The sequence below is a fragment of the Undibacterium paludis genome (assembly GCF_022568815.1).
Classification (GTDB): domain Bacteria; phylum Pseudomonadota; class Gammaproteobacteria; order Burkholderiales; family Burkholderiaceae_D; genus Undibacterium.
On the sequence record NZ_JAKZHX010000007.1, the window covers coordinates 226,639 to 247,298 of the forward strand.

Below are 20,660 nucleotides of genomic sequence, written 5' to 3' on the forward strand. Positions count from 1 at the left end.
TTTATTTGCCAATAAGCTGAGGTCGCACTGAGACACTATATATAGTGGACTGCAACAGTGAAAAGCGAAGTGCCTGTCAGTGCCAGGGTTTGATTGCAACCATGCAGACAGGTCAGGTTCATCAAGACCTGGTCTGGCAGCCTTGCTTCTGTTAAATTGAAAGCGAGCTATTCCTGGATTTTCAATTTCTGTATCTGGTAGCGTAATTGTCTGAAGCTGACACCCAGTAATTCTGCCGCCTGGGTGCGGTTGTTGCGGGTTTGATACAGAGCACGCCGGATCATTTCCCGTTCAACATTTTCCAGATAATCGGGCAATGAACATGGCAGGCTGGGAGCAGCAAACAGGTTCACAGCAGAAGCATGGTCAGCCGGTACCTGGGGACGCTCCTCAACCTGGCTCACGTCAACCTGTGCCGGCAGCATCACTGCCTGGTCACCGGATTTTCTGGCGCCACGCAAGACCAGATCAGCTACCTCAATGCAACCGTCGTTGGCGAAAGCGACGGCACGTTCCAGTATATTTTCCAGTTCACGGACATTGCCAGGAAAATCGTAGCTAATCAATGCGTCGATTGCCTCTTCCGACATGTTGACATCATTGCCGGTCAGTTTCTTGAGGATATTTGAGGACAGCTCAACAATATCTTCCAGTCGCTCACGCAGTGGCGGCAGATGCAGCTCAATGACATTGAGGCGGTAATACAAATCCTGGCGGAAACGGCCCTCTTCCACGCAAATCGCCAGATTTTGGTGAGTAGCACTGATGATACGGACGTCGACTGCCTCCTCTACCGTTGAACCAACCTTGCGCACTCGCCTCTCCTGGATTGCCCTCAGCAACTTCACCTGCATGGGTAGCGGCAGGTCAGCCACTTCGTCAAGCATCAGGGTGCCGCCGCTGGCCGCCTGAAAAAAACCGTCCCTGTCATCAGCTGCGCCCGTGAAAGCCCCTTTTCTGTAACCAAAGAATTCGGCTTCCATCAGGGTTTCAGGGATGGCGCCACAATTGACAGCAATAAAAGGTTTGCCGGAACGCGCACTGCTGGTGTGTATCTCGCGTGCTGCCAACTCTTTGCCGCTGCCGGATTCGCCGGTAATGATGACAGGAGCCATGCTACGCGCGAGACGACTGATTTGCGCCCTGACCTCTTGCATCCCCTGGGACTGGCCTATCATGAAAGAACTGGCCGGGGCGGCCAACTTTTCTGGCGCCGCCTGCTGTTCTTTCTGTACTTCATTGGTTTGCAGGGCAGACCTGACCAGCTTGCGCAACTGATCCAGGGCTACCGGTTTGGAAACATAATCAAAGGCACCGGCTTTCAGGGCAACCACGGCATTATCGGCACTGCCGAACGCGGTGATAACAGCGATAGGCGTGCTTTTGTATAGCGTGTTGACTTCCTGTACCAGTTCCATCCCCGAACCATCTGGCAGACGCATGTCAGTCAATACCAGGGCATAAGCGCGCTTGCTCAAATAGCTACGTGCAATCGTCAGAGTTTCGGCGCTGTCTACATCAAGCCCCATCTTGATGAGGGTAATTTCCAGCAATTCCCGCAAATGCGCCTCGTCATCGACGACCAGGATGCGCGGACAAGCCGATGCTTCATTCATACTCATGCACTATATCCAGAGAAATTAATTACAAAACGTCCACTAGGTTCGCTCTTGCCACTGTCGGTCTCTTCTACCCGGTATTCATAATCAAGCAAGGCATGATTATTCAAACACAGTTCCCTTGCCATGTACAAGCCCAGCCCTGTTCCCATGCGTGAAGTAGTGTAAAAAGGTTCAAACAAATGCGATCTGACATCGTAGGGAATCACCGGTCCATCATCTTGTATATGCAATTCCTGACGGCCGGTAGCGTTAACATAAGCAAACAGCCGTATGCTGCCAGGTTGCCCACTGGCATAGCGTATCGCATTCGACAGTAAATTCAAGACCACTTCCCGTAAATGACTGGGATCAAAGTTGACAGTGAAGTCTTTGCTCTTGACCACCAGTATCAGGTCCCCGGCCAGGCCCTTGGTCTCCACAAAATCCTGCACCATATCGGCGACATGATCCATCACCATATAGGGTTCGATATCGGATTGTGCCTTGCGTGACAGCTTAAGAATATCCTCAATCAACTGGTTCAGTCGCGCCACATTGTCATCAACAATCTTTAACAGGCGTAGTGCCTGTTTCCTGTCCTGCCCCAGATGATGCAGGTCTTCATTGAGTAATGAGGCTGCATAGGAAATGGAGGAAAGGGGATTACGCACTTCATGGGCAATACTGGCGGTCAGCCGTCCCATGGAGGCCAGCTTCAATTGCTGCGCCTGGTTCTCTATGTCAGAAACATCTTGCATAAAGATAATGGTATAGCTGCCGGCCCGGTCCTTGACGTCGCCAGCATTGACACCTTTGATGGTAACAAAACGCAATTTCAGGTGCGTGACAAAATGCGGACGTTCACGCTCAGAGCGCTCACGAGCTTCTGTATCCGCCACCAGTTCGGCCAATTCCACCATTTCCGGCCTGAGCTCATCAAGATAACATCGTATAGAGACGAAGGAAATCTCCTCCTCCTTGCGCCGTTCAAACTTGCTTTCACGGTTTTGCATGACGTTCAGAATTTCGACGATGGGTCGCAAGGCGGAAATGCTGGCCAACTCAATACCTATCATTTCCTTGTTCAGATTGCCACCGAGCATACGCGTGGCTGCCGGGTTAATTTCAAACATGCAACCATCCTGATCAAGCACCAGCATGCCATCACCCATATCGGTGACCACCAATTGATTGATAGCTTGCTGTATTGCCAGTGCGTTGCCACGCTGCGCGGCCAACTGCTCCTGATTGATCAGGTTACGCGCCAGGCGGTTAACTACAGTGACCACGGCAAAATAAGCAGCACCGTACAAACCTACCTGTGATAACGGGGAGCCATCTTCTGCACGCAGATAGTGATAAACACTCTCTGCTAATATGAACAGCACTACGATAGAAGTAAAAAAGAAAGACCAGAGCAGCGGGCTGAGAATGGCCACACCTGCCAAAGGGAACAAATACAAAATCCCAAGTCCACTCTTGCTACCGCCATCAGCCAGATACATAGCTGAGATAATGGCAATATCCAGCAATATCTGCGCTGTCAGTTGCCACATGAAGCGGCGGGGATACACTTGTTTTAGCACCACGAAACCAATGGCAACCAACAGATACAGCAAGCCTATATCCCGGCCGAACAGATGATCACTGGTCCAGATATCCTTGCCACTGCGCAAACTCAGCAATATCAGCAAGCTGGCAGCCACGATAATGCGTGAAGCATTCAGTGTTTGTAGCGAACGCCAGAAAGAATGTGACGGTTCCGCCGTTGAAGGATGAGCCTCAGACATAGGTGCCAGGAGTGATGTGCTTTGTCATGCCAGGTCGGCGTGTTCGTTGCTGCAATAGACTTGCTGGCCGCGGTGCACCGCTTCAGAGGCTGGTAAATAGATTTGGCAATGGGCGCAGCACACCATGGCTTCGGCATCACCGCCTTTGCTACCGGCATCCTGGACTGGGTTGGTCGGCCTGACTGACCCTGCCGGTGGCTGGATTTTTTTCTTTAGAGCCAATACCACCAGGACCAGAAGTCCCAGCCAGAACAGAAGTCTCATGACAGGCTCCTGTGCAACAAGACTTCCAGTACAAAACGGCTCCCCACATAGGCCAGCAAGAGAGTAATAAATCCGGACAACGTGAAGCTCAGCACGGTTTTGCCACGCCAGCCCCGCAAGTAACGCCCGGCCAGCAGGATGGCAAACAATAACCAGGACAACAAAGACAATATGGTTTTATGGTCCCACTTAAAAGCCACGCCCAGCACCTGTTCAGAAAATATGACGCCTGACAAGACCGTCAATGTCAATAAGACAAAGCCAAGCAAGACAAAACGAAACAGGATTTTTTCCATCGTCAGCAATGCTGGCAATTTATCGATCAGGCCATTGAGCCATACCCGCCGCCTGGAGCCACGCAATTGATGTAGGTGTTTGTCCTGCACTGTCATCACCAGCGCATGGAAAGCAGCGATGGTCAGGGTGCTGTAAGCCAGCAAGGCCACCACCACATGCCAGGGAAACATGTCGGTTCTACCTGCCAGCGTAACCAGGCTGCCTGGGAAAAAACCCGGCAGCAAAGCCATCAGTGCAGCATTGGGCATTAACAGCAGCCGCAACCCATCAAGTGACTGATTTCGGTTTTCCAGCCAGCAGACAAATACCGACACCCAAAGTGCTGCCGACAACATGACGGCAAAACCGACACGCAATGCACCTTCAGGGAAGATGGTGAGCCACAACGCCACGCCATGCGTCAACCAGGCCAGCGCGCTAATACCCTTTGCCACATCCAGCCAGCGTTCCGGCAGCAGGATACTGACTATATATATGGTGGCAGCAAGAAATGATAGATAGATTTGCATGGGACAAGTTTACACCATGTCGCCTCAAAAGTTGGACTATGCTCGTTTTATAGCGCTTATCCATTAGTCGGATTGATGAGAGACAAGGATTTTTGATATTTTTTCATCTTGTCATACAGAGTTTTCTTGGGTATGCCCAGGGCGTCTGCCGCTGCAGCAACATTATTGGCATGTTTTTCCAGCGCAGCCTGGATCAGGCTGACCTCGTAAGCGTCGATTTTCTCTGGCAGGCTGACATTTCCCCCCGCTGTCGATGGCTGATCTTGGCCGGCTGGATTATCAGCAAATTCAGCTACTCCCAATACCAGTTGATCGGCAAAATTGCGCAATTGACGTACGTTTCCCTGCCAGTCCCGCTGCATCCAGTGTTGCATCTGTGCAGCAGTCCAGCTAACTACCTGCTTTTGATAGCGCAGAGCAGCTCTTTGTACAAAATAAGACAGCAACAAGGGTATATCCTCACGTCTGTCATTGAGCCGGGGCAGATTGATATTGACCACACTCAGCCGGTAATACAGGTCTTCACGAAATTGCCCCTGAGCGCTGAGCTTGAGCAAATCAGCCTTGCTGGCAGCAATAATCCGGCAATCAAGCGCGATCGATTGATTGCCACCCAGTCTTTCCAGACAGCGTTCCTGCAAGACTCTGAGTAATTTGATTTGCAGGTTCAGGGGCATACTTTCAATTTCATCAAGAAAGACTGTGCCACCTTGTGCATATTCAAGCTTGCCTATGCGTCGCTTCTGGGCACTGGTAAAAGCGCCAGCCTCATGCCCGAAAATCTCGCTTTCAAATACAGACTCGGGCAAGGCGCCGCAATTGATGGCAACGAATTCACCCCGTCGGCCACTTGCCAGGTGCAATTGTCTGGCAACGACTTCCTTGCCTGAACCAGTCGCACCATTGATCAATACATCAGCCTGGGTGGGTCCTATGCTTTGTATGAATTTGCGTACCCGCTCAATTGGCTGGCTCTGACCTATCAGGTCCGGGGTGGCTGCATGATGCAACCAGGACATTTTCAGTTTGCGATTTTCCATGACCAGCCGACGCTTTTCCTGCGCCCGCAGACAGGCATCAAGCAGACGATCCGCTGCAAACGGCTTTTCCAGGAAATCATAGGCGCCATGACGCATGGCTTCCACCGCCATGCTGACATCGCCATGGCCGGTAATGATGATCACTGGCAGTTCACTGTCGATGGCGCGCACTTTTTCCAGCACTTCCAGTCCTGATTTTCCAGGCAGGCGCACATCGGTTACGATGATGCCTGCATAATCAGCGCTGATAGATGACTCGGCCAGCTCGGCACTGGCAAAAGCCATTACCTCAAAGCCACCCAGTTCCAGCGTCTGGGCGGTAGCCAGGCGTACCGCCTGCTCGTCCTCTATTAATATGGCAAACAATTCAGTCATTGTCATTCTTCCTTGATACGCATAGTGTCATATGCATGCACACCAATCTATGCAACGCCCATGAGAGGTAAGCTTACCGTAAATGCGGCGCCCCCCTCTGGTCGGTTACTGGCTGTCAGGCTGCCGTTCATGGCTTGCACGATGGATGAAGAAATTGCCAGCCCCAGACCCAGGCCCTGACCAATTTCCTTGGTAGTGAAAAACGGTTCGAACAAGTGCTTGACTACATGCTCGGGTATGCCGGTACCGCTGTCACTGATACATATGCTGGCCATTTGACCTGTACTGCACAAACGTACCTGCACTTCCCTGCGCTGACTCTGTTCGACAGCGTCAAGTGCATTGCGTATCAGGTTAATCAGCACTTGTTCTATCCTGACCCTATCACCCATGACCACAATAGAGTCGACTATCTCTACATCAAGTTGTACATTGCGTCGCTCTATTTCGCTCTGCAATAAACTGACCGCCGAGTGAATCGCCATTTGCACATCAACCTCGGCTATGGCGTTCGGGCTTTTTCTGGCAAAACCTTTCAGTTGGGTGATAATGCTGCCCATGCGCTCACTGGCATGGCTGATATGCTGCAAATTGGCCAGTGCCTGTTCCGCCTTGCCACGATGCATGAAGGTGATGGCATTGTCTGCAAAGGCGCGGATTGCCGTCAGCGGCTGGTTCAGTTCATGGGTAATGCCGGTGGCCATCTGCCCCAGCATGGCCAGTTTACCAGCCTGCACCATTTCATTCTGGGTTGAGCGCAGTAAATTTTCTGTCTGTTTCAGGGTAAGGTACTTGGCTTCGAACTCTTCATTGGCCTGCGTCAGTTGACGGGTACGTTCTGCGATATGTAATTCCAGCTCATCGGCAGCCTGCTTCAGTGCGAGCTGAGCCTGACGCCCTTCTTCCAGCCTGCGCCTGCGTTGATCAACGACAGCAGCAAAGGCCAGGCCCATACCAAGCATCAGGGTCAACACCAGAGCCGACAAAAACCCGGTGCGCAAGACCTTGCCCTGGTCAGGGAACAACATCAATTGCCATTTCAAACGACCTATCGGCCTTTGCAAATACGTGTCGTAACCTTTTTGCTCTTTCAAGGGCAACTGTGCAATTGCCTGTATATGTTGACCACCGTATTGTAAGGTGGTGCGCAAATTATCTTGCACGCTTGCGGGTAAAACCTGCAGGCTGTGATATTTCCAGGCCGGGCGATTACTCAGGAAGACCACGCCATGACTGTCACTGAGCGCAATCGGCTCTTCGCTGCTGCGCCAGGCCTGTTCAAACTCATTCAAGTCGATCTTGACGGCGATCACACCGATCGGCGCCTGGCTGCCGCGCTGACTGCCGGGCGGGTACACCGGTTGTGAAATAAAGTAACCGGGGATATTGGTAGTATTACCTATTGCATAAAAATGCCCCGGACTTTTTTGTTTCAACGCCTCAGAAAAATAGGGACGAAATGCAAAGTTCTGCCCCAGGTAACTTTGTGGTGTGGACCAGTTACTGGCGGCAATCGTATTCCCCTGCACATCCATCAGGTAAATCGCCGCAACCTTGGCCTGTGCCGCCAGTTCCTGCAAATTCAAATTCAGGTTTTGCCGCACACCGGCACTGGCGTCGCCGTGATCCAGCAGCGCCTGTGCCGTCAAAGGCAGGTAAGAAACGACAAAGGGCAGGGTCTCATAGCGCTCAAGTACAGATTCGATGTCAAGGGCGATGATTTGCAATTGCCGTTCTCCAGACTGCCGGATATTTTCCCTGGCAAATCTGGCCGCAATAAAATAGCTGCCAACGATGAGCGTAATCGAAAAGCTGACGATACTAAGCAATACCCATCGGCTGTGGATGCTGCCCTGCCTGTCATGCTTTGCCGTCACAGCTGCTTATTTATAGATACCGCAGTTGACAATAATATCTTCATACTTTTCGAAGTACATCGATTTTTGCTCTATCTGCTTGGAGACAGGATTGACGAACTTATAGTCTTGCCAGCCCTTGCCCTTGGTTTTGGCGAGTTCCAGACGTTCACGCATGAACAGCTTGCCATCGGCATCCTTCAAATCCAGCAAATCCTTGCCCTGCATTTTGGCATTTGCGCCGTGCGCCAGGTTTTTACCATTCATGTCATTGACCGTGATGTACAGATCACGATCGCGGTAAGGACCTTGCAGGTTGTTAATGTCGGCAAAGGTCTTTTCGCGACCTGCTGACTTGATGCTGGCAATCACTTTTTGCACCATGGCAACGGCCTCAGTCGCCGTGCCATGCGTGCTTTGCGCCTGGCTTGGCACACCCATCAGAAAAACCAGTCCTGCTACTACCATTCTTGCAAATTTCAGCATGATGTCTCTCTCCTTATGATTGTTTGTAGGCATGCCCAAACTACGGCCACGCTGTTTTTACTAATCAACTGCCGCCATTTTCAATTCATCGTTGTGATGTCTTTGCTGCTCTTCCATCACCATCAGGCTTAATTCCCGCTTCAATGCATTAAAGGCCGGACTGGAAGGATCGCGCCCACGAGGCAGTTCCACCAGCAAATCCTTTTTCACTGTACCTGGCCGGTAAGTCATGACAATGATGCGATCAGCCAGGAAAATCGCTTCTTCTATACTGTGGGTCACAAAGATGATGGTTTTTTTCAGCTCTGACCAGATACGCAGTAATTCATCCTGCAGGTTACGTCGTGTCAGGGCATCAAGCGCGCCAAAAGGCTCATCCATTAACATAATAGGTGAATCCAGCGCCAATACGCGGGCAATTGCAACTCGCTGACGCATGCCGCCCGATAAATCCTTGGGAAAACGTGCCTTGAAGTCGCTCAGCCCCAGCATGGCGAGCAGGCTGGCAACGCGAGACTGGATTTCTGCCTTGCCCATGCCCTTGATTTCCAGGCCGAAAGCGATGTTCTGTTCTACCGTCATCCAGGGAAAAAGCGCATATTCCTGGAACACCATGCCACGGTCAGGGCCGGGAGCACTGACCACAGCTCCATTGGCAGTAATAGCCCCCGAAGTCGGCAGGGCAAACCCTGCTACGGCATTGAGCAGTGTCGACTTGCCGCAACCGGAAGGACCGAGCAGGCAGACGAACTGGCCTTCAGGTATTTCAAGATTGATATCGCGCAGGGCAACAACTTCCTTGTCAGCAGTCTTGAAAATCTTATTCACCCCTTGAATTTTAATATGAGTAGCTTTCATCTCAGTTCTCCAGTCCACGGTGCCAGCGCAGCAAGTAATTATTCAGTTTGTTCATGCCCAGGTCGATAGCCAGACCCAGTAGACCTATACTCATCATGCCTGCGATGATCTTGTCCGACCAAAAATATTCACGCGCTTCAAGAATGCGGAAGCCCAGACCATTATTGACGGCAATCATTTCCGACACAATTACGACAATAAAAGCAGTACCGATACCGATACGCACACCCGACAATATGTAAGGGACAGCCGCAGGCAGCATTACCCTTACAAACATGGTCGTCTGACTGGCTCCCAGATTACGGGCTGCGCGTATGTAGATACCATCCACATGGCGCACACCGGCAATCGTATTCATCAATACCGGGAAAAACGCCCCTATCGCAATCAGGAAGATCGCAGGCGGATTACCCAAACCAAACCAGAGTATCGACAAGGGTATATAGGCTATCGGGGGTATCGGCCGCAGGACTTGTAGTAAAGGATTCATCCAGGCATAGGCGCGCTGGCTTGATCCCATGGCCAGGCCCAATGGCAGAGCCAGTCCAGCGCCGACGACAAAACCAACCAGCACACGATACATGCTGCCCATGGTATCGCGTATCAACTCCCCAGAGAACGCCCATGCCAGCCAACTGGTGGTTGCCGGGTCACGCGCTTCATAAGGTGAAGCGTACTCTATCCATTTCTTTACCACCGCCAATGGGGATGGCAACACCTGCGCATTCACCCAGCCCATACTCGTCACCGTCTGCCAGATGATGATCAAAATAACGGGCACAATCAGCCCCGCGCCCATTTCACGCCATTTGAATTTCATGATTTTTCCTTCAAGAGTTTGTGAGCCGGGTGCACTGAGTCCTCAACGGAGGCAATACACCCTTCAAGCTCAACTACTGACTGACTTGATACTTATTTGATATTCAGACTCTTTTTGGCCTGTTCCAGCAGATCGGTTTTTACCCAATCCCTGGCGACTGGCGGTTTGGCCATTTTGCCAACGCCATATTTCTGCATCAGATCAGTGGTGATCTGTATATGCTCCGCTGTCACGTCATAAGAGTATGGGGAATTCTCTATGGCATTGACGAAATCTTCATGGCTGACCTGCCCCTTGAACATGTTTTCACGTACGTATTTTTCGGCCAGTTCCTTATTGTCGATAAAGGTCTTGGTCGCTTCGACAAAACAGCGCATGAATTTTTCAGCAACCGGACGACGTTCTTTATAGAACTTCTCGGTCATGACCATGGTACGCACCGGTTCACCTATCGGTGTGTCATAGGGTTTGATGATTTCATTGCCAAAGCCCTTGTTAATGGCCTGAGAAGAATATGGCTCTGACTGCATGATGGCATCGATATTCTTGCCCAGCAGAGCCTGGTTCAGGTCTGGGAAACCGAGGTAAATGATCTGTACATCCTTGCCCGGCTGATCTGAATACGTCAGGCCGTTTTGCGACAGTTCAGCGGCCAGCAGAATGTCCTGGATGCCACCGCGAGTCACGCCAACCTTCTTGCCTTTCAGGTCTTTTACCGTCTTCATGCCCAGGTCGGTACGGCCAACCAGGCGGGCACCGCCTTTGGCAAAACCGGCCACCAGGTAAATCGGTGTACCGCTGGCGCGGGCAGAAATAACTGCCTCTGAAGAAACTGCACCTACATCAAGTTCACCGGCAATCACGGCCTGCATGGCATCGAGGCCTTTGGCGAAGACGCGCTCCTCTACCTTGATACCGCATTTGGGAGCGATTTCCTTGATATAGGATACGGCGCCATAATGGGCAAATTTCAGATTACCCAGGCGCACAACTTCTTGCGCCTGTACTGCAGCAGTGAAAAAACTACCGGCAATCATCGTTGCCAACAGCACTTTTTTAAGCATCTTTGTCTCCTCGAATTTGGCTGAAGTTCAGTTTGATTTTGTTTTGCACATTCTCTTTAGCAGATACTGTGCCAGCAAACACATAAAAGTAAACACCTGATTTTATTCACTTTTTTCAAATCCAGGGCAATTTCTGTTGCGACTATCCGGATATTTGCAGCGGCGTTTTCGGCTTTTCCGCACTGTTTGCTGGTCAACATATTCAATAGACTAGCGCACGAAGCGCTTGTCCTTGCCTATCATGGTCAGCTCCACAAACTCACTGCCTGTGTGATCACGCTCGCCATAGGTTACCGTAACGCCGCCAAGATCCACCTTATGCATGGATTCCAGTGCGCGGATCAGGCCTTCACGTGTCGGTGTCTTGCCAGCGCGCTTCAAGCCCTCCACCAGCACCTTGGCAGATACAAAGCCTTCCATCGCCGCGTAGGATGGCGACACACCGTTACCCATGGCAACGGTCTTGAATTCCTGGCCCAGTCCGCTCGATACCAGATGTGGCGCCGGCATGATCTGGGAAACCATGATGCCGGTTGCCGATGCCCCCAGGGAATCGATAAAGGATTGCGACGAGTTATTCGACAAAGTCATGATTTGCGCAGTGTTGCCCTTGGCTCGCAAACCAAGAATGAGTTCGGCAACAGTAGTAGCCGAACCGACAATGATCACCGCCTTGGCTGGCGAGGCCATCACTTCGTTTACAGTTTTGGCGACATCCGGCTTGGCCCTGTCGTATTTGGCGACTAATGCGGGCCGTAATTTGAATTCGGCCATCGCCGACTGGAAACCTTCAAGACCATCACCACCAAACGTGTCATCGACATGGACCAGGGCAATGTCCTTGAAACCAATGGTGGACAATTGCTCCACGCCTTTTTTTACTTCATCCTGGTACTTGGCTCTGACATTGAAAATATAGTGATTGACCGGATTGTGGAAGACAGCGGCACCTGTGCTTGGCGCGATCAATGGCACCTTGCTGGCAGCCAGCAAAGGCAGCAAGGCTTGGGTATGCGGAGTGCCACGACATTGGAACAGGGCAAAGACATGCTCCTTCTTGACCAGGGTCTCGGCATTGCTGGCGGACATGGCAGGGTCAAATTTATCGTCCAGTATGCGCAGCTCTATCTTGCGGCCATTGATGCCGCCATTTTTATTGACCTGGGCAAAATAGGCTGCTGCACCCGCATTCATTTCCTTGACGGGCCCGGCTATCTGTCCAGTCAGGCCTACAGTTTGCCCTATCAGGATAGTACTGTCCGTCACACCGTCTTCGGCGCGACTGGCAAGAGGAAGCATAAGCAGGGTACACAGGCTGAGCATGCCTGGCAAGCGCCATGCACGAGGAAGTTGATTCATGATTGTCTCCAGATTATTGAGCGTCTATTCATGGGACAGGCCAAAACACTCTCTGGTAGTCGGAACATACTGCTTTACCATTTAGTCAAGCCAGAATGATAGAGTCAGATACGCCCCGCCAGAAGTACCCTGACAAGCGCTGATAACACTTCTATTAGCAGACTTCGTACCATGCACCAAAATGAAGCCTTGCACATACGTTTTAATTGATTTTTGCCCTAAAATATATACGTAATAACCCACATGCGTCTGAAATCCCGTCCACGCATCTTGCCAGATTCTGGAATTCCGGAATTTCTCCCCTATATACCTGCTATCGGCTGCGAAATGCCTGAGTCACCAGTCGGCTTCAGGTAAAATGCACGTTTTACTGATACTGCTGCTTGCACGACAAGTGCACAGCGTGCCGCTCCATTGATTTTTTCTTAAGATTTTTAAGCAAACATGCTCGATAACCTGACCCAGCGCCTAGCCAAAGTCGTCAAGACCATGCGTGGCGAAGCCCGCCTGACTGAATCCAATACTGCTGACATGTTGCGCGAAGTGCGCATGGCATTGCTGGAAGCCGACGTGGCCCTGCCCGCCGTACGTGAACTGATCGCCCGTGTCAAAGAAAAAGCCATGGGTGAAGAAGTGATTTCGTCGCTGACCCCAGGCCAGGCCCTGGTCGGCGTCGTTCAGAAAGAACTGGCAGCCCTGATGGGTGCTGATCTCGGTGACGAGGCATCGCAATTGAGTTTTGCCTGCCAGCCACCGGCGATCATCCTGATGGCCGGCCTGCAGGGCGCAGGTAAAACCACGACAGTCGGTAAGCTGGCCAAATACCTGCGTGAGCAAAAAAAGAAAAAGGTATTGACTGTTTCTGCCGACGTTTACCGCCCTGCGGCGATAGGCCAGTTGCAAACCGTCACACAACAGGTTGGCGCAGACTTTTTCCCGTCTTCACCGACGGACAAGCCAGTTGATATCGCCCTGGCGGCCCTTGATTATGCGAAAAAACACTATCATGATGTGCTGATCATTGATACTGCCGGTCGCCTTGGCATTGATGAAGCGATGATGCAGGAAATAGCCGCCGTCCACGCTGCCGTCAACCCTATCGAAACCCTGTTTGTGGTCGACGCCATGCTGGGTCAGGATGCTGTCAATACCGCCAAAGCCTTTAATGATGCCCTGCCATTGACCGGTGTAGTGCTGACCAAACTCGACGGTGATGCCCGTGGCGGCGCCGCGCTGTCCGTACGCCATATCACAGGCAAACCGGTCAAGTTTGTCGGTGTTGCCGAAAAACTCGATGGACTGGAATCTTTTGACGCCACCCGCATGGCGAACCGTATTCTGGGCATGGGCGATATCCTGGCCCTGGTCGAATCGGCGCAAAAAGGCATGGACGTAGCGGCGGCCCAGGACCTGGCGCACAAGCTCAAGGATGGCGGCAAATTTGACATGAACGACTTCAAGCTGCAGATTTCCCAAATGAAGAATATGGGTGGCCTGTCGAGTCTGATGGACAAATTACCGGCGCAGATGCAACAGGCAGCCAGCGGTGCAAACATGGACCAGGCTGAAAAACAGGTCAGACGCATGGAAGGCATGATCAATTCCATGACTCCACAGGAAAGAGCAAAACCGGAGTTGATCAAGGCTTCGCGCAAGCGCCGTATCGCTGCCGGGGCAGGTGTGCAGATACAGGAAGTAAACCGCATGCTGGCCCAGTTCGACCAGATGCAATCGATGATGAAGAAATTGCGTGGTGGCGGCATGATGAAAATGTTGCGCAGCATGAAGGGTATGATGCCCGGAAAACGCTGAAATTTCCCTTAACCTGCCGCACAATTCACTCTATGAAAACTGGACCGGATAGCCGCCCCAAAGGTGCTAATCCGGTCTTTTTTAATGCGGAAATCCAACGACAGGCAAAATCCTGCACTTTTTCACTGAAAACCCGCAAAAAACACTTGCATCCCTGTAAAAACCGCACCACTATTAGCGATGCGTGAAGTGACGCAATGCAGGAGCTTTTCAAAACGATCAAAGCTCCATCCAAGAAATTTGTGAAGGAGGCTATTTATGGCAACAGCAGCAAAAAAACCAGCAGCAAAACCGGCAGCCAAAGCAGCAGCAAAGCCAGCGGCAAAACCTGCAGCCAAGGCAGCAGCAAAGCCAGCCGCAAAACCTGCAGCAGCTCCTAAAAAAGCAGCGGCAGCAGCAAAACCGGCAGCAGCGCGCAAGCCAAATGCAGCATTCATGAAGCCGATGACTATCTCTCCAGTTCTGGCAGCAGTAATCGGCGCAGCAGCAATCCCTCGTACTGAAGTCACTAAAAAAGTATGGGAATACATCAAGAAGCACAAACTGCAAGATGAAGCAAACAAACGCAACATCAACGCGGATGACAAGTTGAAAGCCGTTTTCGGTGGCAAGAAACAAGTGTCCATGTTTGAAATGACTAAACTCATTTCCGGCCATCTGTCCTGATTGACAGGGTTAGATTTCCGCAGTTGCTTTGGGAAACTTAAAGGGAAGCAGTCAGTCCCATCCCAAACAAAAATGCCCGCATCGCGCGGGCATTTTTGTTTTCTCAAAACGGAAATCAATTATATTGTTAACTCAAAGCAGGCCATTCCAAGATGGGGACAAGGTATACATACACCTGTAAAACTTTGATTTATTATCTCGTGCTGTCAACAACGTGTGTACAAGCATATTCATTTTCCCGGTCAAATGGCAAGTACTGTACAACTCGGGCATTTCATCGATAAACCGGCGGTGACCAAAGCGTCACGCTACAGGTTATCGCAGGTAACAGGTACCGTCGCCAGCTCATTGCCTATGGTTTCCCCGGGTTTGCGATGCAGGATACAGTAGGTGCCAAACGGTGTAATGACCTTGGATACTGGCCGGCCATCACCCAGCGTATAGACTTCGTGCCTGACACCCTCCCGCATCACTGTCGACGATGCCGCAATTCGTGCGCCAAGTTTGGCCATGGCTGCAGGCGGTACTTTGCTGGTGACACGGTCGCGCTCCTGGAAGTCTTTTTTCATTCCCTGGAAGACCGCAGTGACATCACGATTGATGACAGATGGAGATGACGGACTTTCTGCTGGCGGAAAGGAGAACGTGGAGGAGTCTGGCGTGGTCTCGACAGGTGTCGGCCTTGTCACCGGTTCAACCGTCTGTGCCGGTATGGCTGATGCCAGAGAAGGCTTGCTCAAGCGCTCTGTTGGCCTGACTGGTAACGGTTGCATGGCCAGTTCTTTTTTGGGTGCGGGTAAATTCAAGAAAACCAGGCTGGCAGACGCCTGATTGTCAGATGTGCGCTGCGTCCTGATGATTGGCCAGGTGAAATACAGACACAAATGCAAAACCATCACTGCAAGCAGTATCTGCAAGTCAGAGTGGCGATCATTTTCACGGCTATGCAAGGTCAGCATCGCTCTCTCCAGATATCCGTCAAACAGTCATTTGTGTTCATTGCACGCCCCAGGCAAATCTCTCAATAGTTCCCGCAGCTGACAGTCCTGGTGCCAGGGTCTTTGCCAAAATTCGCCGCCGTCGTCTGGCCGGCAATGACACAATAAGTACCGGCAGGAGTCGTCACCTTGGTAACGGATGTGCCATCAGATAAAGTGAAGGTCTTGATCTCGGTACCACGCGCACGGGCCGCAGCTTCAACATTTTTGGCGAACGTCAGCATGGATGATTTGTCCGGTTTTTCCTGGCCTGGAATAGTGCGATTCGGTAATTCGCGCTGCACTTCCCTGATGATACGACCAAGGTCGCGATTGATGCGTGTTGGTGCTGTAGCGCCAACCTGTGTATCCGGATTCGCTTGCTGTACCTCCGGAAAACCCGGTAACTCGCTTTGCGTTGGTACCTGATTTGTTACCTGGTTTGCTGCCGGATTTTCAGTGCTTACTGATATCGGCGCGTGCGAAGTGACAACTGGCACTGACGGTGTCAGCAGGCGCACTGGTGACTGTGACTGCTTTGACTCCGATTTCCTCTCTGGTTGCCGCAACGGTGGCGGTGATGCGCTCAAGAAAAACAGTTCACCTGCCGTCTTTTCTGCCAGTCTGGCCGGCGTACGTCCCCCGATTATCGGCCAGACAAAATACACACTGACATGCAGCAGGCAGACAATGATCAGTATTCGTCCATGTGAACGTACCAATTTTTCGTCGCTGTAAAATTGCATGCATGACCACCCTGGCTTTTAATAAAAAAGACACTAGTGGACTGTAACAGTGAAAGCGGAAGTGAAGGACATGTGCCCGGTGACTCAGGGCAAGGCAAGGTTTTGACAAATAAACACAGCGATAGCGGGGCTATCGCGCGTATTTGCAACGCCGCCCTGGTCGGCGCGCACATAGTCGGCACTTCGCTTTTCACTGTTACAGTCCGCTAGGGATTGTGCAGGAATTCACGTCTTTTCCAAACAGCCGGCATAAAAAGGCGCATCAGCATGTACCGGAGGTAGCAGGGCATGCCACCTTGCAGCCTTCCTCCACCTGCTGGCAACCTGCTATCTGCCGACACATGTCGTGATGGCGGTGGGTAGTGCTTATTTAGGATATTCCCAATTCTTCCAGTTTGCCAATACTGCCTTGGGATATTCAGGACGGCCACGGCTGCCATTGTAGCGTCCGAGGGCAAGGTAGAGGTCGCCGTTTTCCATGTCGATATACATACGCAGGATGGAGCAGCCGTAACGTAGGTTGGTTTGCATCTGAAACAGCTTTTTCGCATCCCCGTCGCCAATCACACGCGACCAGAAGGGCATGACCTGCATATAACCACGTGCCCCCACTACCGACGTCGCATATTTGCGAAAGGCCGATTCCACCTGCATCAGACCCATGACCATGGCGGTATCAAGACCGGCACGCTTGGATTCATACCAGATGGCTTCCAGCAATTCCCTGCGGGTCTGCATATCAGGAATACGCTTGCTCAGCCGCGTGGACATCTCACCCAGCCAATTCAGGTATTTGATACGCTCTTCAATATTATTGAAAGTCGGTTTGGGTGGCCTGGAATCAGACACTGCTTTAGCCAGGGCGAGGCGGACTGAATCTGCCATCGCCTCTTCTTTTTGATTGCCCGCATGAGCAGGCAATCCTGACAGGGCCAGGATGATCATGCAGCCAGAGGCAAGGAACCTTATCCATGATCTTGCCAATGCCTGCATGCCAAAGCGGTGACTGAAACGACTTCCATTGCGCCATACGCAAAAGCGCAAGTAAAAATAGTTCATCCTGCTATTTATTTTCCTGCGAGTTTGGATTGAATGAAGGCCAGCATTTCTGCAACTGGCACATTGCTGGCTTCGGCATCACGACGTCCCAGGTATTCCAGCTTGCCCTCTTTCAGACCACGGTCGCCAATGACCACACGATGCGGTACACCGATCAATTCCCAATCAGCAAACATGGCGCCTGGACGTTCACCGCGGTCATCGAGAATGACGTCAACACCAGCGGTCAGCAGCGCCTGGTACAGTGCTTCTGTTTCGGTTTTGACAGCCTCGCTGCGATCCATGCCCATAGGACAGATCACGACTTCAAACGGCGCAATGGCGGTGGGCCAGATGATGCCTTTGTCGTCAAAATTCTGTTCAATGGCGGCACCAAGTATGCGTGTCACACCGATGCCGTAACACCCCATTTGCAAGACTTGTGGCTTGCCATTCTCGTCAAGGAAAGTGGCTTTCATGTCGTCGGAATAGCGGGTACCAAGCTGGAATACATGGCCCACTTCGATACCACGCTGTATGGCCAGCACACCTTTGCCATCTGGAGAAGGATCACCGGCAACGACATTGCGCAGGTCGGCCACTTCTGGTTCAGGCAAATCACGCCCCCAGTTGGTACCGGTATAGTGATAATCGGTCTCGTTGGCGCCACAGACAAAATCAGCCATGTTGACGACGGTTCTGTCAGCAACCACCTTGACTGGCTTGACCGTGCCGACAGGACCAAGGTAACCTGGTTTGCTGCCAAAGTGCTCGACGATTTCTGCTTCGGTCGCAAAACGGTAATTAGCCAGGCCGGCAACTTTGCTGGCCTTGACTTCATTGAGCTCATGGTCACCACGCAATAACAGCAGCCAGACTTCTGCACCTTTTTCAGTATCAACCGCCAGTACGATGGACTTGACCGTAGTTTGCAGGGGTATGCCCAGCAATTCCGCCACATCTTCGCACTTGGCTTTGCCAGGTGTTGCCGTTTTGGTCAGCGCAGCGCCAGCAGGCGCACGTTCAGTACTGAGTGCAACGGCTTCCGCGGCTTCCATATTGGCGGCGTAATCTGAGCTTGGGCAATACACCAGCGCGTCTTCACCGGTATCAGCAATCACGTGGAACTCATGCGAACCAGAGCCGCCGATGGCGCCATTGTCAGCAGCAACAGCACGGAACTGCAAGCCAAAACGCTCAAAGATGCGGGTATAGGCGTCATACATGATTTGATAGGATTTTTTCAAGCCCTCAACATCACGGTCGAACGAATAAGCGTCTTTCATGGTGAATTCACGGCCACGCATCAGGCCAAAGCGTGGGCGACGCTCATCACGGAACTTGGTCTGGATATGGTAAAAATTGACCGGCAACTGGCGGTAAGAGCGAATTTCTGTACGAACCACGTCAGTGATCGCTTCTTCGGAGGTCGGCTGGATGATGTAATCGCGGCCATGGCGGTCTTTCACCCGCATCAGTTCTGGTCCCATTTTGTCCCAGCGCCCGGTTTCCTGCCAGAGTTCAGCTGGTTGCACGACAGGCATCAGCATTTCTATCGCGCCGGCGCGATTCATTTCCTCACGAATAATGTTTTCGACTTTGCGGATGATGCGCAGGCCCATGGGCATGTAATTGTAGATACCGGAACCCAGGCGTTTGATCATGCCCGCGCGCATCATCAGTTTATGGCTGACGATTTCGGCATCGGCAGGCGCTTCTTTCAGTGTGGAAATAAAAAATCGTGTAGCACGCATGACAGTGATTCTTTTTAAATGGAGGGTTATAATCAACTCAATTTTAAAGGATTAGCTGGCTAATGCGCCCACTCTTTGCACATTTGATGAAGGAAACTGCGATTTGTTCGCCTCGCTTGACGCTGCCCGCTGAAAAAAGCGGTGTTTTTCGACGAAACTATCGATATCTAATGCAGGAGCAAGCCGTTTAGCCACAGAAAGTTTTGAGGTTGAACATGCTGGATCGTGAAGGCTTCCGCCCTAACGTTGGCATAATTTTGCTAAACGCCAACAATGAGGTATGGTGGGGAAAACGTGTGCGCGAGCACTCCTGGCAATTCCCGCAGGGTGGCATTAAATATGGTGAGTCTCCGGAACAGGCCATGTTCCGTGAACTCGAAGAAGAAACCGGCTTGCTGCCAGAGCATGTCAAAGTCATCGGCCGCACCCGTGACTGGCTGCGCTATGAGGTACCGGATCATTTCATCAAGCGTGAAATTCGCGGGCATTACCGCGGCCAGAAACAAATCTGGTTCCTGTTGCGCATGATAGGCCGTGATTGCGATGTCAATCTGCGGGCCAGCACCCATCCTGAATTTGATGCCTGGCGCTGGCATGATTACTGGGTACCGCTGGATGTGGTGATTGAGTTCAAGCGCGGGGTCTATCAACTGGCCCTGCAGGAATTGTCACGTTATGTGCACAGGACGGAACATCCAAACTCCAACCGCAATCGCTATTTGCGCAGCCAGCAACAGACGCAAAAAGCCCAGAACGGCAAAAAAACCGAACCGGAAGAATCCAAATAATTTATGCCAAATATACAATTACGCCACTTTATCATTCTTGCACTCAGTTGTTTGCCGCTTGTCGGCAGTTATGCAGCAGAACTGGAAGAGGATGATAAAGAATGGCACGAGGTCGCCTTGCAGTTGCCTGAAGCGCCCAAACCAGAAAACCTGTTGAATTTTTACAATAGTGGCAACCAGTCATTCGCCATCGATACCAAGTCTCTATCGGTTGCTGCTGACGGCACGATACGCTATACCCTGGTTGCCACCAGTTCGGCAGGCGCAAAAAATATCAGCTACGAAGGCCTGCGCTGCCAGACTTATGAGGTGAAACTGTATGCATTCGGACGCCCTGATGGTGCCTGGTCACGTTCACGCCGCAACCAGTGGGAAGCAATTTCCAATCGTGGCTTGAACAAGCAGCACAGCACACTGTATTCGGAATATTTTTGCGAAGGGCACACCATAGCCGGCAAGGCCGAGGTTTTACTGGAAAAATTACGCGGTAAGAAATCTCCATGGCGCTGAAACGGATGACGCACTACAAGTCCAGCGAATGAAATCAAAGAGCAGTTTGA

General features: G+C 51.6%; 19 protein-coding genes. 4 read left to right on the forward strand and 15 right to left on the reverse strand.

What is annotated here, in order from left to right; genetic code table 11:
- Window positions 1-167 precede the first annotated feature (167 nt).
- From LZ463_RS13750 to LZ463_RS13800, 11 genes are all read right to left on the reverse strand, one after another.
- Window positions 168-1,622 (reverse strand): sigma-54-dependent transcriptional regulator, encoded by a 1,455-nt coding sequence (locus tag LZ463_RS13750; RefSeq protein WP_277624048.1) that lies wholly within the window; start codon window positions 1,620-1,622, stop codon window positions 168-170.
- On the reverse strand, window positions 1,619-3,391 hold the full coding sequence (locus tag LZ463_RS13755) for a sensor histidine kinase (protein WP_241456381.1): 1,773 nt from the start codon (window positions 3,389-3,391) through the stop codon (window positions 1,619-1,621). The genes LZ463_RS13750 and LZ463_RS13755 overlap by 4 nt, the downstream gene beginning before the upstream one ends.
- 24 nt (window positions 3,392-3,415) lie before the next feature.
- A complete protein-coding gene (locus tag LZ463_RS13760) occupies window positions 3,416-3,655 on the reverse strand; it encodes a PP0621 family protein (protein WP_241456382.1) in 240 nt (79 codons plus the stop codon).
- Window positions 3,652-4,461: a cytochrome C assembly family protein gene (locus LZ463_RS13765; protein ID WP_241456383.1), complete on the reverse strand. Its 810-nt coding sequence runs from the start codon at window positions 4,459-4,461 to the stop codon at window positions 3,652-3,654. The genes LZ463_RS13760 and LZ463_RS13765 overlap by 4 nt, the downstream gene beginning before the upstream one ends.
- 56 nt (window positions 4,462-4,517) lie before the next feature.
- Window positions 4,518-5,876 carry a sigma-54-dependent transcriptional regulator gene (locus LZ463_RS13770; RefSeq protein ID WP_241456384.1) on the reverse strand — a complete coding sequence of 453 codons (1,359 nt, stop codon included), beginning with the start codon at window positions 5,874-5,876 and terminating at the stop codon, window positions 4,518-4,520.
- 47 nt (window positions 5,877-5,923) lie between these two features.
- A complete protein-coding gene (locus LZ463_RS13775) occupies window positions 5,924-7,753 on the reverse strand; it encodes a sensor histidine kinase (protein ID WP_241456385.1) in 1,830 nt (609 codons plus the stop codon).
- A gap of 6 nt (window positions 7,754-7,759) precedes the next feature.
- A complete protein-coding gene (locus LZ463_RS13780; protein ID WP_241456386.1) occupies window positions 7,760-8,218 on the reverse strand; it encodes a cache domain-containing protein in 459 nt (152 codons plus the stop codon).
- Window positions 8,219-8,278: 60 nt separating this feature from the next.
- Window positions 8,279-9,076: an ABC transporter ATP-binding protein gene (locus tag LZ463_RS13785; RefSeq protein WP_241456387.1), complete on the reverse strand. Its 798-nt coding sequence runs from the start codon at window positions 9,074-9,076 to the stop codon at window positions 8,279-8,281.
- A gap of 1 nt (window position 9,077) precedes the next feature.
- Entirely contained in the window at window positions 9,078-9,875 is a 798-nt protein-coding gene (locus LZ463_RS13790; protein WP_489686118.1) for an ABC transporter permease, read from the reverse strand.
- Window positions 9,876-9,988: 113 nt separating this feature from the next.
- Complete coding sequence (locus LZ463_RS13795; RefSeq protein ID WP_241456389.1) at window positions 9,989-10,960, reverse strand: ABC transporter substrate-binding protein; 972 nt, start codon at window positions 10,958-10,960, stop codon at window positions 9,989-9,991.
- Window positions 10,961-11,170: 210 nt separating this feature from the next.
- Complete coding sequence (locus tag LZ463_RS13800; protein WP_241456390.1) at window positions 11,171-12,319, reverse strand: ABC transporter substrate-binding protein; 1,149 nt, start codon at window positions 12,317-12,319, stop codon at window positions 11,171-11,173.
- A gap of 444 nt (window positions 12,320-12,763) precedes the next feature.
- Between LZ463_RS13800 and ffh the strand changes: the two genes are divergently transcribed.
- Both ffh and LZ463_RS13810 read left to right on the forward strand, forming a co-directional pair.
- The gene (gene ffh / locus LZ463_RS13805; protein WP_241456391.1) at window positions 12,764-14,131 is read left to right on the forward strand and encodes a signal recognition particle protein; all 1,368 of its coding nucleotides are present in this window, start codon (window positions 12,764-12,766) and stop codon (window positions 14,129-14,131) included.
- Between the two features lie 258 nt (window positions 14,132-14,389).
- Window positions 14,390-14,797, forward strand: a complete 408-nt coding sequence (locus tag LZ463_RS13810; RefSeq protein ID WP_241456392.1) for an SWIB/MDM2 domain-containing protein — start codon at window positions 14,390-14,392, stop codon at window positions 14,795-14,797.
- A gap of 308 nt (window positions 14,798-15,105) precedes the next feature.
- On the opposite strand, the gene LZ463_RS13815 is transcribed toward LZ463_RS13810, so the two are convergent.
- From LZ463_RS13815 to LZ463_RS13830, 4 genes are all read right to left on the reverse strand, one after another.
- Entirely contained in the window at window positions 15,106-15,756 is a 651-nt protein-coding gene (locus LZ463_RS13815) for a hypothetical protein (protein ID WP_241456393.1), read from the reverse strand.
- Window positions 15,757-15,818: 62 nt separating this feature from the next.
- Entirely contained in the window at window positions 15,819-16,520 is a 702-nt protein-coding gene (locus LZ463_RS13820; protein ID WP_241456394.1) for a hypothetical protein, read from the reverse strand.
- A 366-nt stretch (window positions 16,521-16,886) separates the two neighbouring features.
- A complete protein-coding gene (locus tag LZ463_RS13825) occupies window positions 16,887-17,465 on the reverse strand; it encodes a lytic transglycosylase domain-containing protein (protein WP_241456475.1) in 579 nt (192 codons plus the stop codon).
- A 122-nt stretch (window positions 17,466-17,587) separates the two neighbouring features.
- Window positions 17,588-19,312 (reverse strand): proline--tRNA ligase, encoded by a 1,725-nt coding sequence (locus LZ463_RS13830; protein ID WP_241456395.1) that lies wholly within the window; start codon window positions 19,310-19,312, stop codon window positions 17,588-17,590.
- Between the two features lie 215 nt (window positions 19,313-19,527).
- Here LZ463_RS13830 and LZ463_RS13835 point away from each other — a divergent pair, with 215 nt between their 5' ends.
- Window positions 19,528-20,100, forward strand: a complete 573-nt coding sequence (locus LZ463_RS13835) for an RNA pyrophosphohydrolase (RefSeq protein WP_241456396.1) — start codon at window positions 19,528-19,530, stop codon at window positions 20,098-20,100.
- A 3-nt stretch (window positions 20,101-20,103) separates the two neighbouring features.
- Complete coding sequence (locus tag LZ463_RS13840; RefSeq protein ID WP_241456397.1) at window positions 20,104-20,610, forward strand: CNP1-like family protein; 507 nt, start codon at window positions 20,104-20,106, stop codon at window positions 20,608-20,610.
- Window positions 20,611-20,660: the final 50 nt, after the last annotated feature.

What these genes read in the sequence shown, in the direction of transcription:
- LZ463_RS13750 (WP_277624048.1), bottom strand. Translation starts at nt 1,622, where the DNA reads ATGAGTATGAATGAAGCATCGGCTTGTCCGCGCATCCTGGTCGTCGAT.
- LZ463_RS13755 (WP_241456381.1), bottom strand. Translation starts at nt 3,391, where the DNA reads ATGTCTGAGGCTCATCCTTCAACGGCGGAACCGTCACATTCTTTCTGG.
- LZ463_RS13760 (WP_241456382.1), bottom strand. Translation starts at nt 3,655, where the DNA reads ATGAGACTTCTGTTCTGGCTGGGACTTCTGGTCCTGGTGGTATTGGCT.
- LZ463_RS13765 (WP_241456383.1), bottom strand. Translation starts at nt 4,461, where the DNA reads ATGCAAATCTATCTATCATTTCTTGCTGCCACCATATATATAGTCAGT.
- LZ463_RS13770 (WP_241456384.1), bottom strand. Translation starts at nt 5,876, where the DNA reads ATGACTGAATTGTTTGCCATATTAATAGAGGACGAGCAGGCGGTACGC.
- LZ463_RS13780 (WP_241456386.1), bottom strand. Translation starts at nt 8,218, where the DNA reads ATGCTGAAATTTGCAAGAATGGTAGTAGCAGGACTGGTTTTTCTGATG.
- LZ463_RS13785 (WP_241456387.1), bottom strand. Translation starts at nt 9,076, where the DNA reads ATGAAAGCTACTCATATTAAAATTCAAGGGGTGAATAAGATTTTCAAG.
- LZ463_RS13790 (WP_489686118.1), bottom strand. Translation starts at nt 9,875, where the DNA reads ATGGGCGCGGGGCTGATTGTGCCCGTTATTTTGATCATCATCTGGCAG.
- LZ463_RS13795 (WP_241456389.1), bottom strand. Translation starts at nt 10,960, where the DNA reads ATGCTTAAAAAAGTGCTGTTGGCAACGATGATTGCCGGTAGTTTTTTC.
- LZ463_RS13800 (WP_241456390.1), bottom strand. Translation starts at nt 12,319, where the DNA reads ATGAATCAACTTCCTCGTGCATGGCGCTTGCCAGGCATGCTCAGCCTG.
- ffh (WP_241456391.1), top strand. Translation starts at nt 12,764, where the DNA reads ATGCTCGATAACCTGACCCAGCGCCTAGCCAAAGTCGTCAAGACCATG.
- LZ463_RS13810 (WP_241456392.1), top strand. Translation starts at nt 14,390, where the DNA reads ATGGCAACAGCAGCAAAAAAACCAGCAGCAAAACCGGCAGCCAAAGCA.
- LZ463_RS13815 (WP_241456393.1), bottom strand. Translation starts at nt 15,756, where the DNA reads ATGCTGACCTTGCATAGCCGTGAAAATGATCGCCACTCTGACTTGCAG.
- LZ463_RS13820 (WP_241456394.1), bottom strand. Translation starts at nt 16,520, where the DNA reads ATGCAATTTTACAGCGACGAAAAATTGGTACGTTCACATGGACGAATA.
- LZ463_RS13825 (WP_241456475.1), bottom strand. Translation starts at nt 17,465, where the DNA reads ATGATCATCCTGGCCCTGTCAGGATTGCCTGCTCATGCGGGCAATCAA.
- LZ463_RS13830 (WP_241456395.1), bottom strand. Translation starts at nt 19,312, where the DNA reads ATGCGTGCTACACGATTTTTTATTTCCACACTGAAAGAAGCGCCTGCC.
- LZ463_RS13835 (WP_241456396.1), top strand. Translation starts at nt 19,528, where the DNA reads ATGCTGGATCGTGAAGGCTTCCGCCCTAACGTTGGCATAATTTTGCTA.
- LZ463_RS13840 (WP_241456397.1), top strand. Translation starts at nt 20,104, where the DNA reads ATGCCAAATATACAATTACGCCACTTTATCATTCTTGCACTCAGTTGT.